General features: G+C 67.9%; 11 protein-coding genes. 7 read left to right on the plus strand and 4 right to left on the minus strand.

From position 1 onward, the window contains the following. Positions 1 to 455: 455 nt before the first annotated feature. Positions 456 to 1,433, minus strand: coding sequence for an alpha/beta fold hydrolase (locus ACH34W_RS13075; RefSeq protein WP_395961072.1), 978 nt, complete (start codon positions 1,431 to 1,433; stop codon positions 456 to 458). A gap of 410 nt (positions 1,434 to 1,843) precedes the next feature. On the opposite strand from ACH34W_RS13075, the gene ACH34W_RS13080 reads away from it, so the two are divergent. Further along, entirely contained in the window at positions 1,844 to 2,422 is a 579-nt protein-coding gene (locus tag ACH34W_RS13080) for a TetR/AcrR family transcriptional regulator (protein ID WP_395961073.1), read from the plus strand. A gap of 543 nt (positions 2,423 to 2,965) precedes the next feature. Then, entirely contained in the window at positions 2,966 to 3,466 is a 501-nt protein-coding gene (locus ACH34W_RS13085) for an SRPBCC family protein (protein WP_395961074.1), read from the plus strand. A gap of 596 nt (positions 3,467 to 4,062) precedes the next feature. Here the strand turns inward: ACH34W_RS13085 and ACH34W_RS13090 are convergent. After that, a complete protein-coding gene (locus ACH34W_RS13090) occupies positions 4,063 to 4,491 on the minus strand; it encodes a MerR family transcriptional regulator (protein ID WP_395961075.1) in 429 nt (142 codons plus the stop codon). A 53-nt stretch (positions 4,492 to 4,544) separates the two neighbouring features. Here ACH34W_RS13090 and ACH34W_RS13095 point away from each other — a divergent pair, with 53 nt between their 5' ends. Further along, positions 4,545 to 5,501 (plus strand): oxidoreductase, encoded by a 957-nt coding sequence (locus ACH34W_RS13095; RefSeq protein WP_395961076.1) that lies wholly within the window; start codon positions 4,545 to 4,547, stop codon positions 5,499 to 5,501. Here the strand turns inward: ACH34W_RS13095 and ACH34W_RS13100 are convergent. After that, the gene (locus ACH34W_RS13100) at positions 5,476 to 6,030 is read right to left on the minus strand and encodes an NADPH-dependent F420 reductase (protein ID WP_395961077.1); all 555 of its coding nucleotides are present in this window, start codon (positions 6,028 to 6,030) and stop codon (positions 5,476 to 5,478) included. The two genes, ACH34W_RS13095 and ACH34W_RS13100, sit on opposite strands and share 26 nt — an antisense overlap. A 23-nt stretch (positions 6,031 to 6,053) precedes the next feature. After that, positions 6,054 to 7,427 carry an MFS transporter gene (locus ACH34W_RS13105; RefSeq protein WP_395961078.1) on the minus strand — a complete coding sequence of 458 codons (1,374 nt, stop codon included), beginning with the start codon at positions 7,425 to 7,427 and terminating at the stop codon, positions 6,054 to 6,056. Positions 7,428 to 7,965: 538 nt separating this feature from the next. Here ACH34W_RS13105 and ACH34W_RS13110 point away from each other — a divergent pair. The 4 genes from ACH34W_RS13110 (at position 7,966) to ACH34W_RS13125 (ending at position 13,002) form a co-directional block, all read left to right on the plus strand. Beyond that, entirely contained in the window at positions 7,966 to 9,621 is a 1,656-nt protein-coding gene (locus ACH34W_RS13110; protein WP_395961079.1) for an AMP-binding protein, read from the plus strand. A gap of 67 nt (positions 9,622 to 9,688) precedes the next feature. After that, positions 9,689 to 10,555 carry a LuxR C-terminal-related transcriptional regulator gene (locus ACH34W_RS13115; RefSeq protein WP_395961080.1) on the plus strand — a complete coding sequence of 289 codons (867 nt, stop codon included), beginning with the start codon at positions 9,689 to 9,691 and terminating at the stop codon, positions 10,553 to 10,555. A 166-nt stretch (positions 10,556 to 10,721) separates the two neighbouring features. After that, positions 10,722 to 11,573, plus strand: coding sequence for a helix-turn-helix domain-containing protein (locus tag ACH34W_RS13120; RefSeq protein ID WP_395961081.1), 852 nt, complete (start codon positions 10,722 to 10,724; stop codon positions 11,571 to 11,573). A 10-nt stretch (positions 11,574 to 11,583) separates the two neighbouring features. Continuing rightward, positions 11,584 to 13,002, plus strand: coding sequence for a pyridoxal phosphate-dependent decarboxylase family protein (locus ACH34W_RS13125; protein WP_395961082.1), 1,419 nt, complete (start codon positions 11,584 to 11,586; stop codon positions 13,000 to 13,002). Positions 13,003 to 13,428: the final 426 nt, after the last annotated feature.

The following is a 13,428-nucleotide window of genomic DNA, read 5'->3' on the forward strand; positions in this document are numbered from 1 at the left end:
TGTATCAGCTACTGGATGAGAAGAAACAGTAGAGCATCAAATATTCACTCATTGGTATCTCATATGTATCGCCTGTGTGCGCGCGATTGTGGACACGCGTCCGAGCGCGGGTCCTCGCCCAGGACGCCGGCGCCTTGATGGAGCAGATCGCCGAGGCGGCGGCGCTGACCAGGGCTGCCATGCACCAGCGGTTCGCGAACCGGCACGCGCTCCTGGAGGCCGCATGGGAGCCGAACAGCGTGAGCGTGAGTCACTTTCGGCTGAACGCTGTGACAGCGTTGAAAACGACTGGGCTGGCATCACCGGGGAGTCGCCCAGTACCACCGGCCAGTTCTGACGGTGCTGGATGCGAATGGCGATACCCCGCCGGGCTTGGCTCGGCGGGGTATGGCTGCCGGTCCGCGGTCAGGGTGCCTGTCGGCGTTGTCGGCGACCGTCTCGCGGCGGGGTGGCTGTCAGCGGTCGAGGAATGCGTTCACTTGGTTGCCGAACTTGACTGAGTACTGGAAGAGGAATCCGTGTCCGGCGTTGGGGAGGTGCTTGGCCAGCAGGTGGGAGTTCTTGGGGGGCATCAGGATGTCGCTGTCGCCATCGGCGACCAGGACGGGCTGGAAGAGGGCAGCCAGCCGGACCAGCTTGGACTTGTCGGGGATGCCCCACTCGGACATCGCGGTGAGCTGCGCGTCGCGGGTGGCGAGGCTGGCGGGGGCGTCGTGGTCGCTTGTGCGCTGCCCGAGGCGCTGCAGGAACGCGGTTCCCGCAGCCTGGCTGGATGCGGTGTTCTTGAAGAACAGGAAGAGGAAGTCCGCATGGCCGGGGTTGTCCTTCAGCGCGGCCTCCAGCACCTTGGGGTCGGAGGCACGCTGGCCCACCCCGCCCTGGGGACCGGTGCCGGCCAGGACGACGCGACGGACCTGCCAGGGGCGGCGAAGGGCGACCTCCTGAGCGACCTGGCCGCCGAGGGAGAAGCCGAACAGGTCATACCGGGGCAGCTTGAGGGCGTCGATGAAGTCGATGGCATCCAGGCTCATCTGCTGGATGGTGCTGGGCGTGGTGCCGGTGGAGCCGCCGACGCCGACGTTGTCTACGAGGATGACCTCGCGCTTGGCGGCGATGGTGTCGATGAGCTGGGGGTCCCAGTTGTCAAGGGTGCCGCGGTAGTGCTGCAGGAAGACCAGGGGCACGCTGTTGAGGCCGGGGGCGCCGAAGCGGCGGTACTGGTAGGTGACGCCGTTGGCGCCCTTGACGTGCAGGTTGGGAGCGGTGCTGGCGCTCTCGGATTTCTGCGTCTGGGTGACCGCGTGAGGCGTGACGCTCGAGCTGGTGCTCACGGCGGTCGCCGTCCCCGCTGCCGCTCCGGCGGCGACCGACACGGTGGCCAGCGTCACCGCGACGCGCCGAGTGATACGAGCTCGGGGCCTGGATGAGGACATGTCAATTCCCTAAGTAAGGGCCGGGAGACCCGGCGTGTACCTGAAGTGCGCTTCACGTGCGGACTGTTGCGGGCGAGGCGTGCCGATGCGGCCCCTGTCTCCAGGGATCCCCGCGCGGGCACGCGTGCCGAGTGGAGCGTTGAACCACCTGCCGTTCTGTCCCGGAGCCTCTGCGTGGAAGCTGAGGCACTTTCCCGGCCGACGACCTCACCTAGCCCGCTGTCGGCCGTCGCACAGGCCTGAGAACCATGGCGGCCATCCGGACTCCCTAGCTGCGCTCGGACCCCTATCAGTGTCACAACAGTATCAGCTTTCTATGCAGGAGTGACATGAGTGAATCAATTAACTGGTGACCCGTAGCGCTGGCGTATCCTCTGTGGAGAGTCAGAATCGATGAGACGGAGACAGGCATGGGCCGAGCACTGCGTGCAGATGCCGAGCGCAGCGTGCGTGCGATCTTGGAGGCGGCCGAGCGGGTCCTCGCCGAGGACGCCGGCGCCTCCATGGAGCAGATCGCCGAAGCGGCAGGGCTGACCAGGATCACGGTGCACCGGCGATTCGCCAACCGACAGGCACTCCTGGAAGCGCTCGCCGTCTCGGCCAAGCAGCAACTCCTCGATGCCATCCAGGAGGCCCGGCCAGACTCCGCTCCCGCCCTCGTCGCGCTCTACCGGGTGACCGCGAACGTCCTGCGGGTCAAGAACTCCTGGCGGTTCACCCTCAACCACAGCACACCCCACAGCGAAGCCGCAGCCGCGCTCTGGGCCGAGATCGACGCCTACACCGTCCAGCTCCTCACCCGGGCACAGGACGAGGGAGTCCTCGCCCAGGACACCGACCTGGAATGGGTCCGGCAGGTGTACTACGCCCTCCTCAGCGAAGCCCTCAACAGACCCGGTGCCGAGCAGGACCCGGCCGCGCAGGACCCCGATGCCCTGGCCACACTGGTCATCGACACACTCCTGCACGGCGCGGGACCACGCGACTGAGCCACACCAAGGGCAGGCTCACATGGAGCCAGAAGCTTGAATTCGGTGCGCTGTCGGTGTCGCGCGCGTGAGGTGACCACCCTCCCCGCACGCATCAGTGGTGTCCGCGTCCGCTGTCGATCTGCCCGATTCGCGCGGTATGAGGACTAGAGGCGGCGCGCCTGCGCGTAGGCCGCGCAGGAGCGCACACTCAATTCCCCTGCGACAACCCGGCTGCCCACGGCGGCTCACCTGGCCGGCATCGCCGCCGACCGCCGCACCCACCCGCCTTCGCCAGCCCTGGCCGTTCCCCGCGTTTGAAGACGTCGTCATCTCATGCCTGTCGGCCAACCCAGTCGACCGGCTACCCGCCAAGGAACTGGCTGACGGCTTCCCCTAGACGAGTAGCTCCGATCTGCTCCGCCGCATCTGGCCGTCTTCGCTGACCCGGACGGATGACAGGCGAACCGTGACCAGGAGTTGCCGCCAGCCTGCTAATCTCACTAAACTGAACACCAGTGTTCGGGTTATGGTGTCGCCGTGTGCAGTCGAGCGGAGGTTCCAGTGTTCGAGTTCACCGAGACGATCGACATCGCTGCACCCTCGGCAACAGTGTGGGATCTGCTGTGCGACGTCGAACGCTGGTGGCCGCCGTCGAACCCCGAACACCAGAGCATCGAACGCCTCGACGACCGTCCCATTCTGGAAGTCGGCGCCCGCCTGCGGATCCGTGAGAAGGTCGCCGGGATCCCCTGCGTCGCCGACGGCGAGATCACCAGGGTTGAGCCTCTGTCAGCAGTCACCTGGGAGGCTCCCCGCGCGCACTATCGATGGTTCGGCATCCCCATCACCGTGGGCGAAGGGGTCACCTGGAGCATCGAACCGATCGACGGCGGTGGTACGAGGGTGAGCGCCAATGTGTGGGCCACATTCCCCTCAGGCGTGGGTGGTCACGTGCTCGAGTGGACCTTCCGCAACCTGTTCCGTGGCGTGGAGAAGGATCGCGAGCACGCGCGCACCGAACTCCGGTATCTCAAACGGGTCCTGGAGAGCCAGTCGCATTGACAAGGCCAAGAGCAGCACGAGGGTCACGTCCACCGGGGTGATGTAAGAGATCGGCCTGCGCGTGATCTGCTTACCTGCGGGTCGTAGCCTGCGCCTGTCATCAGAGTCGCGCCGCTTCTACGACCGCAAACGAGCCGAAGGCAAGGCCCATTGGGTGTGGCTCGAACTCAGTGACTGTATGGCCTCGGCTCCGGCCAGGCCCCACCTCGCGCCGGTGATCTCCAACCGATCGCCGGCCAGATGTCTGGCGGCGCCCTCGACCGCCCCGGTGGCGATCGGCCAGCCCTTGTCCAAGGCCTGGTCGTAGCGCAGGGAACTCGCGGTGGCGAGACAGGTAGCGGGCGGCGGTCTACAGCCCGGGCCGCCGGTCGCAGGGAAGGGCTGCGGCCCGGGCGTTCATGTCGTCGATGACCTGGTCGGTGTTGCCAGCCTGCAGGCCCAGCGCCCAGATGGCCACTTTGTTGTTCGGCGTCCGGATCGTCGGCGGTGTGCAAGCAGCGTTGGATTTCCGCGATCGCTGCTGGGACCCCGGTCAGGCAGAGGCACCCCGGTCATCCGCGACGGGTGGTGTCCGAGGAGCGGGTGCCGTCATGCCGTCACGAGTGATCTTGTGGCGGCATGGGCGACCAGAGCCCGGCCGCGGTCCCTTCCTGGACGTGCTTGCGATATGTGACGACCTTGCCATGGATGATCTCCAGGCTCGCCGCCAATTCGGCGATCTTGTTTTGGACCGCCTTTTCGTGTTCCTCTAGCAGCGCGAGCCGCTCCGGCTCGTTGCCCGGACCAGACCGGACGAGTTCAGCGAATCTCTTCACTGTGGCGATGGGCATGCCGGACTCCCGTAGTCGGTTGCACAGCAGCAGCCACTCCAAGTCCGCCGCGTCAAAGATCCGCTGCCCACCGGCCGAGCGCGGGATCGGGCGAAGGAAGAGCCCTTCGCGTTCGAAGAACCGCAGGGCGTGCACGCTCAGCCCAGTCGCCTCCGCGATGTCCCCGATGGAAAAGCTGTCCGTGTGCTTCCTCATCCCGCCCGTCAAAGCTTGACCTAGATTGCACTCTAGATCCTAGCGTTGCCGGCATGGCTATCACCCAATACCAGCTCGGTTCGGGCTTCGACGCGCACAGCACAGCGGACGACGTTCTGCGAGGCATCCAGCTATCGGGCAACAATGTTCTGATTACCGGCGGCTACTCGGGTCTTGGTCTGGAGGCCACGAAGGCGCTGGTCCGCGCCGGCGCGCACGTCACCGTTCCCGCCCGTCGTCCCGCCGCGGCGCGCGAGGCGCTTCGCGGCGTTGTGCGTACGGAGGTGCACGAGCTCGATCTTGCCGATCTCGAAAGCGTCCACGCATTCAGCGACCGGTTCCTGGAGACCGGCCGCACCCTGGACATCATCATCAACAACGCGGGTGTCATGGCCTACCCGGACAAGCTCATCGGCCCGGGCTGGGAAGCGCACCTCGCCATTAACCACCTCGGGCATTTCGCCCTGATCAATCGGTTGTACCCAGCGCTGGCCCCCACCGGGGCACGCGTGGTGTCCGTGGCCTCGTCCGGACACTTCCTGTCCGACATCCGCTGGGACGACCTGCACTTCCGGCACGGCTACGACCATTGGCTGGCCTACGGGCAGTCCAAGACGGCCAACGCTTTGTTCGCCGTCGGCCTCAATGCCCTCGGCGCGGCCAGTGGAGTGCACGCCTTCGCAGTGCACCCAGGCAGCATCCTCACCCCGCTGCAGCGGCGCATCCCCCAGCAAGCGCAGGTCGCCCAGGGCTGGATCACCCGGGACGGCCGACACGCCGACGGCTTCAAAACCCCGGCGCAGGGCGCGGCGACAGCTGTCTGGGCAGCCACCTCACCATTGCTTGACGAGCATGGCGGCGCCTACTGCCAGAACTGCGACATCGCTGAACCCGCAACCACCGACGACATGCTCATCGGCGGCGTCAAGCCGTGGGCGATCGACCCCGAATCCGCGTCCCGGCTCTGGGACCTCTCCAGCAACCTCACCGGGGTGAACCACTTCTCCTGACTGACTGAACGGAAAACCATGGCCTCAGCCGTGCACGCGGTAGCGGACCCTGGCCAGTGGCCTCGGTGCTGGGTCGATCAGTGCTGCCGCCGCCTTCTTGGCGCCGTCGTCGTCGCCTGCGATGGGCCAGGATGTTGTTGAACGCCTTCACCAAATACGCCCCAGCCAGGTGCCGTTGGACCAGTTCGCTGGTGGTCACCGTCTCGGCGTCGAGTTCGGCGACCCGGCCGTCGCGGGAGGGGTAGTAGTTGGTGGTGTCCACGACCGTCCGTCCCCGCAGGGGCTGGGCGGGGACGGACTCGATCGCGGTCAGCGGGACCGACAACACCACCGGCTCGCCCGCGTGCGCGGCCTGCTCCGGCGTGCCCGCACTGGCCAGCGGACCCAGTTCGCTGACCAGGCCGGCCAAGCTCTCTGGGCCACGGGAGTTGGCGATGACGACCGGAATGCCGGCCACGACCGCCAGACGCGCGAGCGTCGTCGTCACGCTCGACGGCCGGTCCGATGAACCCTGCACCGAATTCGCCATGCTGCGCCCATGTCGCCTGGCTGTCAGTCAGCGTCGAGTGCGGGGCTGGGGACGGCGACTGGGTGCCCGGCACGGTCCTCGGTCCCGGGCTCCATGGAGCGATGACGCGTCTCGGGGAGAACCAGGCAGCTCAGGGCTGAGACAAGGCCGAACGCCCCGAGCATCACGCCAACGGCGAACCCGCCGCGCGACGCGCTGAGGTCGGCGGCCAGGATGGGGCCTATGCCACCGCCGATGACTCCCGCCAGGTTGTACGCGACGCCGGCCCCGGTGTAGCGATACCTCGTCTGGAACATCTCGGGCAGAAGGGCACCCGCAGGGCCATAGGCGACCCCGAGGATGACGAGCGTGACGGACATCGCGAAGCCGAAGGCCGCCGCCGATCCGGTGTCGATGAGCGGGAACATGACGAAGCTCCAAGGCACGGCCGCCACGCAGGACCAGAGCAGCACGCGGCGTCGCCCGACGCGGTCGGAGTAGAGGCCGGAGACGACGGTGGCGGCCCCGAAGGAGACGGCGGCGACGATTCCAAGCATGAGCACGGTGGACCGGGACAGCTTGACGACGGCGGTGCCGTAGGAGGTGAGGAACGCGGTCCCCACGTAGAAGAACCCGAACACCACGACCAGCGCGCCGGCCGCGATGAGCATCTCGCGCCACTGGTGCCGGACGGCTCCCAGCAGCGGACTGCCCTGGCGGACGGTGGCGCCGCCGGGCCCATCGCGCTCGATGTTCTTGAACATCGGGGTCTCCTCGACAGCGAGCCGAACGTACAGGCCGACCACGACGAGCAGGGCGCTCAGGAGGAAGGGGATCCGCCAGCCCCAATCGAGGAACGTCGGAGAGGCCTCGCCCACGTACAGGTTCACGATCAGGAACGTCGCGCAGGACAGGGCGTAAGCCAGCGCCGGCCCGAGCTGGGGGAACACGGCGTAGAGGCCGCGTTTGCCGGGAGGAGCGTGCTCGGCGGCCAGCAGGGTGGCGCCGGCCCACTCGCCTCCCACGGCGAGGCCCTGCGCGATGCGCAGCACCACGAGCAGGATGGGCGCGGCGACCCCGATGGAGTCCGCGGTGGGCAGCAGGCCGATGAGCACCGTGGCGATGCCCATCAACAGCAGTGTGCTCACCAGGGTGGTCTTGCGGCCCAGACGGTCACCCAGGTGACCGAACAGAACCGCGCCCAGCGGGCGTGCGCCGAAGGCCACCGCGAAGGTCGCGAACGACGCCACGGTGGCGGCGGACTCACCCAGGGCAGGGAAGAAGACCTTGGGGAACACCAGAGCGGCCGCGGTGCCGTAGATGAAGAAGTCGTAGAACTCGATCGTGGTTCCGGTGCAGCTGGCGACAGCCACGCGCCGCATCGAGGTATGAGACCTCGCGGGTGGGGACGTGCTCATCTGAGTCTCCTCAGGGTCGTGAGTTGCCCTGAAGTGTGATGTCGCTCTCACCTGCGCCGATACCCCCGGATAGGGGCAGGGGCCACCGACCGCCTACCCCTGGGTGACCTGGTCCAGCGGTAACCGGGGAGTGCTTGAGAAGAAAGACATCAATTCCGTCGACGCCGTCTGGCTCCACGATCACCTGTGCGTCGACGACCCTGAGGGCCGGTGCGCTCCGATTGGCGACGTGCCCGACGCCGTTTGTCGCGCCGGAGGAAATTCGCGCGGAGGCACGCCGCGTTCATGATGTGCGTCCACCGCTGGGGACTACCCCAATTCAGGGGTGGCGCGCGCCACATTCGTGGCCGACGATCCTCCTAGCAGCCGAAACGGCGAGGAGCAGGCATGTCGGAGGTGAAACTGCGGATCGGTTGCCGCCGGCGAGCTGCCCACGACCATCTCCGGCAAGATCCGCCGGGTCCAGCTCCGGGGCGAGCGAGGTCGGTAAGCATCCCGACGCCGACGCCGCGGGCGATTTCCGTGAGGAGGATTCGCAATGAGCCCCGCGACTGAGCTTTCCTACGCGTCCGGTACCTCGGCGTGGCCGCTGCTGGGCGACACCATCGGCGCCGACTTCGACCGCACCGTGGCGGCGTTCGGCGATCGCGACGCCCTGGTGGACCGGCCGACCCGGCGCCGCTGGACCTACGCGCAGCTGTCCACCGAGGTCGACACAATCGCGCTCGGCCTAGAGCAGCTGGGCGTGCGCAAGGGCGACCGGGTCGGCATCTGGGCCCCCAACTGCGCCGAATGGGTGTTCGTCCAGTACGCCACCGCCAAGATCGGCGCGATCCTGGTCAACATCAACCCGGCGTACCGGGTGCACGAACTGGAGTACGTGCTCAACCAGGCGGGCATCCGCACACTGGTGGCCGCACCCTCGTTCAAGACCTCCGACTACGCGGCCATGATCGATGAGGTCCGGCCCACGTGCCCCGGGCTGCGCGACGTGCTGCTGCTCGGCAGCGACGCCTGGCAGGCCCTGCAGGAGTCCGGCCGCGCCGCCGACGACGCCCGCCTGGAGGAGATCGCGGCCACGCTCGGCGCGAACGACCCGGTCAACATCCAGTACACCAGCGGCACCACCGGATTCCCCAAGGGCGCGACGCTGTCCCACCGCAACATCCTCAACAACGGCTTCTTCGTCGGCGAGCTGTGCGGCTACGACGAACAGGACCGGATCTGCGTGCCGGTGCCCTTCTACCACTGCTTCGGCATGGTCATGGGCAACCTGGCGGCCACCAGCCACGGCGCGTGCATCGTCATCCCCGCGCCGTCGTTCGAGCCGCGCGCCACACTGGAGGCGGTCGTGGCCGAGCGGTGCACCTCTCTGTACGGCGTACCGACCATGTTCATCGCCGAGCTGAACGACAACTCTTTCGGCGATCACGACCTGTCGTCGCTGCGTACCGGGATCATGGCCGGGTCGCCCTGCCCAGTCGAGGTGATGAAGCAGGTCATCGAGCGGATGGGCATGGCCGACGTGGCGATCTGCTACGGCATGACCGAGACCTCCCCGGTGTCCACGCAGACCCGCGCGGAAGACTCCCTGGACCGCCGGGTGTCCACGGTCGGCACCGTGCACCCGCACCTGGAGATCAAGATCATCGACCCGGAGACCGGGGTGACGGTGCCGCGCGGCACGCCCGGCGAGCTGTGCACCCGCGGCTACTCGGTAATGCTCGGCTACTGGAACGAACCCGACAAGACCACCGAGGCGATCGACGCGGCCCGCTGGATGCACACCGGCGACCTGGCCGTCATGGACGCCGAGGGCTATGTCAACATCACCGGCCGGATCAAGGACATGGTGATCCGCGGCGGTGAGAACGTCTACCCGCGCGAGGTGGAGGAGTTCCTCTTCACCCACCCCGACATCGCCGATGTCCAGGTCGTCGGAGTGCCGGACGCCAAGTACGGCGAGGAGTTGATGGCCTGGATCCGGCCGCGGTCCGGTGCCGAGCCGCTGACCGCCGAGGAACTGCGCGCGTTCTGCACCGGCCGTCTGGCGCACTACAAGATCCCCCGGTACGTGCACGTCGTGGGCGACTTCCCGATGACCGTCACCGGCAAGGTCCGCAAGGTGCAGATGCGGGAAGAGGCCATCGACATCCTCGGCCTGCAGGACGTCACCGCCACGGAGCACGCATGATCGAGCGCGTCTGGTCGAGTGTGTCCGGTCGGACCCGGGCCTCCGGCTTCACCGGATGGGACAGAGCATGCTGACGAACATGGGAGACGACGCCGGGGCGTTCCGTTCCTCGGTCCTGACGCTGCACCGCACCACAGGGCTGCCGGTGGTGTTCGGCGGAGCGCTGGCCGGGCCGGGGCAGGTGCGCATCAGCGAACTGGTCGGCAACATCACCGGCGTTCTCAACGGGCTGGTGGTGCGGCAGGGCTCCGGCCTGGGCGGCAAGGCGATGGTCATGGGCCGTCCCGTCTGGGTCAGCGACTACCCGCGCGCGTCGTCCATCAGCCATGACTACGATGCGCCCGTGGTGCACGAGGGCCTGCTCTCGGTGGTGGCGCTCCCGATCGTCGTACGGCGGCAGGTGCGCGGCGTTCTGTACGGGGCGCTACGCGAACCCATCGGCCTGGCCGACCGCGTGGTGGCCGCCGCCATGCAGACGGTCCGCGACCTGGAACAGGAACTGGCGGGACGGGACGCGGCCGACGAGGCCCTGGCGCGCATGCAACGCGAGACCGCGGCCGCGCCGGACGAGGGCCCGTCGTCCGTGACCGCCCGCTGGGAGCAGGTCCGCGCGGTACACGCCGAGCTGCGCGGTCTCGCCGACCAGATCAGCGACCCGGCTCTCCGCGACCGGCTGCTGGCAGCGTCCACCCGCCTCGCGGCCGCCGACGGCAAGCCCCCCATGGACGGCCCACCACGTCTGGCGCTCTCACCCCGGGAACTGGACGTCCTGTCGTACGTGGCCGTCGGCTGCACCAACGTCGATGCCGCCCGGCGGCTCGGGCTGCGACCCGACACGGTCAAGAGCTATCTGCGGTCGGCCATGCGCAAGCTGGACAGCCACACCCGCATGGAGGCCGTCACGGCCGCCCGGCGCACGGGCCTGCTGCCCTGACGTCCCGCGCATGCCAGAGTTCAGAGCGACCGGCCCGGCGACGTGCCACCGGGCCTGCGGTCGCCAAGCCCGCGCCGGACCTAGCTCGCCGCGTGGCCTGGCTCGCCGCGTGGCCTGGCTCGCCGCGCGACCGGGAACGTTCGGCCATAACGGAGATGATTGGCTCGTGGACGGTCTGGTGACGACTGCGCAGTCCTCACGGTTCTGGCGTCTGCGGGGGCTGGAAGGGCTCGGGCTCATGCGTGCCCGCTACACCTCGCATGCCTTCGCTCGGCACAGCCATGAGACGTTCGCCATCGGTGTGATCCAGTCCGGCCTGGAGGAGATCTGGTTCGCTGACGGCGTCGAACGCGTCGGGCAGGGGGCGATCGTCCTCATCGAGCCCGAGGTGGTGCACACCGGAGCCGCCCTGACCGGAGAAGGCTGGGCCTACCGCGTGCTCTATCCGTCAACCGGCGTCCTGTCCGGCCTCGGGGGGACGCCGGGGACACCGCGTTTCGCCGAACGCGTCGTCTACGACCGCCAGGGCGCGAGGCTGCTGCTGAGAGCACACGCCATCACCGAGACCGAAGACGCGTTGACCGCAGAGACAACGATGCGCCAAGCCATGACCTGGCTGCTGCGGCGATACGGTCGAGCATCCGCACCCGTACGCGACACACGCGACGTGACCACGAAGATCCTCGAACGGGCGCGCGAAGTGCTGCACGAACGCATGACCGAGCCGCCCGGTCTCGACGAGCTCGCCGCCGATCTGGGAGTCGGCTCGTCCACCCTGGCGCGGTCGTTCCGGAACGCGTACGGCCTCCCGCCTCACGCCTACCTGATCCAGCTTCGTGTGCGCGCGTCCTGCCGGCTGCTGGAGAAGGGACTGCCGCCCGCCGAGGTGGCGGCAACGGTCGGCTTCTACGACCAAGCGCACCTGACCCGGCATTTCCGGAGGCTCGTCGGCGTGTCACCCGGTGGCTTCCAGCGGGGCGGCAGAATCGTACAAGCTGCGGAGACCGAGACTCCCTAACCTCCCGACCATGCACACCGACATCGAAACCAACGACGCGAAGAACCCCCTGGAGCCGGATCGGGCGTCGATCGAGAGGATGGGACGGGCGGTCATCGACCGGATCGCCGATTTCGTCGACGGCGTCCACCGGACACCGGCCGGTCGGTTCGGTGCTTCCGACGCACTCGTGAAACAACTGCTGCGACCGCCGCCGGAAGGTCAGGGAGACTTCCCGGCCCTGCTCGACGCCTTCCACGCCGCCGCCGAGCACGGCCTCGACACGGCGGGTCCGGGCTACCTCGCCTACTTCCCCGCCGGCGGCCTGATCAGCTCCGCGTTCGCCGAGCTGGTCGCGCAGACGTACAACCGCTACACCGCCGTCGCCGAGCTGGCGCCCGCCCTGGTCGCGATGGAGCATGGAATCCTGCGGTGGTTGTGCGACCAGTTCGGCCTTCCGTCCAGCGCCACCGGTCTGGTGACCACCGGCGGTTCGCTGGCGACCTTGGCCGCCGTGGTCGCTGCACGCCACGACCGCCTCGGTGAGGACTTGGCCCGCTCGACGCTGTACGTCACCGAGCACACGCACTACTGCGTCGGGAAGGCCGCGCGGATCGCCGGACTGCCCGCCTCGTCCGTCCGGCTGGTTCCGACACGGGGACTCCGCATGGACCCCGACGCGGCCGCGCGGCTCATCACGGCAGATCGCACCCGGGGCCTGCGTCCCTTTCTCCTTGTCGGCACGGCCGGAACGACGAGCACCGGAACGATCGACCCTCTACCGGAACTCGGAACGCTCGCACGAAAAGAGCGGCTCTGGTTCCATGTCGATGCCGCATATGGCGGCGGCTTCCAGCTCACCGATCGCGGCCGTGCCAGCCTCGCGGGGATCGAAAAAGCCGACTCCATCGTGTTCGACCCTCACAAGAGCCTCTTCCTCCCCTACGGGACCGGTGTGCTCCTTGCACGCGACGCCAGAACACTCCACGCCGCTCACGCCGGCGGCGGCGACTACCTCCAGGACCTGACCGGCCTGGACGAGCTGCCGGACTACGGCCATCTCGGCCCAGAGCTGACCCGGGAGTTCCGTGGGATGCGACTCTGGCTTCCCCTGCATCTCCACGGCGTCGGCGCCTTCCGCGAAGCACTGGACGAAAAACTCGATCTCGCCCGCCTCGCCTACCGCGACCTCGCCTCTGATCCGCTGCTCGACGTTCCCTGGGAACCAGACCTGACCGTCGTCGTCTTCCGGATGCGGGCGGACGACGCCACCAACCAACGGTTCCTCGAACGGATCAACGGCACCGGGCAGGCCTTCCTGTCCAGCACACGCGTGTGCGAGCGTTTCTACCTGCGGCTTAACGCGACAAGCCACCGGACCCACGCCCCATACCTCCGGCAGGCGCTCGCCCTCATCCATGCCTGCGCCCGCGACCTGGCCAGAACGTGAGGCCAAGGCAACGGAACCGTCCTCGGCATTGATGTTACCGACGACCTCCGCGCCTCTGCCATCGCCCCACAACCTCGCCCGGAGTTCTCCCTGCGTCCTCCAATGCAGCGACGGTATGACCTCGATCTCGCCTTCGCGAGCGGGCTCAACCTGCCCGTGACCTCGCCTTGCCCGCCACCTCAGGCCTCGACGGGAAAGGCGTGCACATCAGTCCCTGCATCGCTTCGTCGGCGCCTCAGGTGGCACCGGGCAGCGCATCCTGCTGGATTGTGGGCGGTGATCCTGCGATGCGGCTGAAGATGCTGATTTCCCTCGCTGCGGTCAAGGCTGGAACCTCGCTCGCTCTCTCTGGCCCAAGCCCCCTGATCGAAGGAATGCGCCTCGTGCTTTCAAAGCGGGGCGCGGGTGGTGGCGTTGGCTGGATTA

The organism is Actinomadura sp. 6N118, assembly GCF_044326415.1.
GTDB lineage: Bacteria > Actinomycetota > Actinomycetes > Streptosporangiales > Streptosporangiaceae > Spirillospora.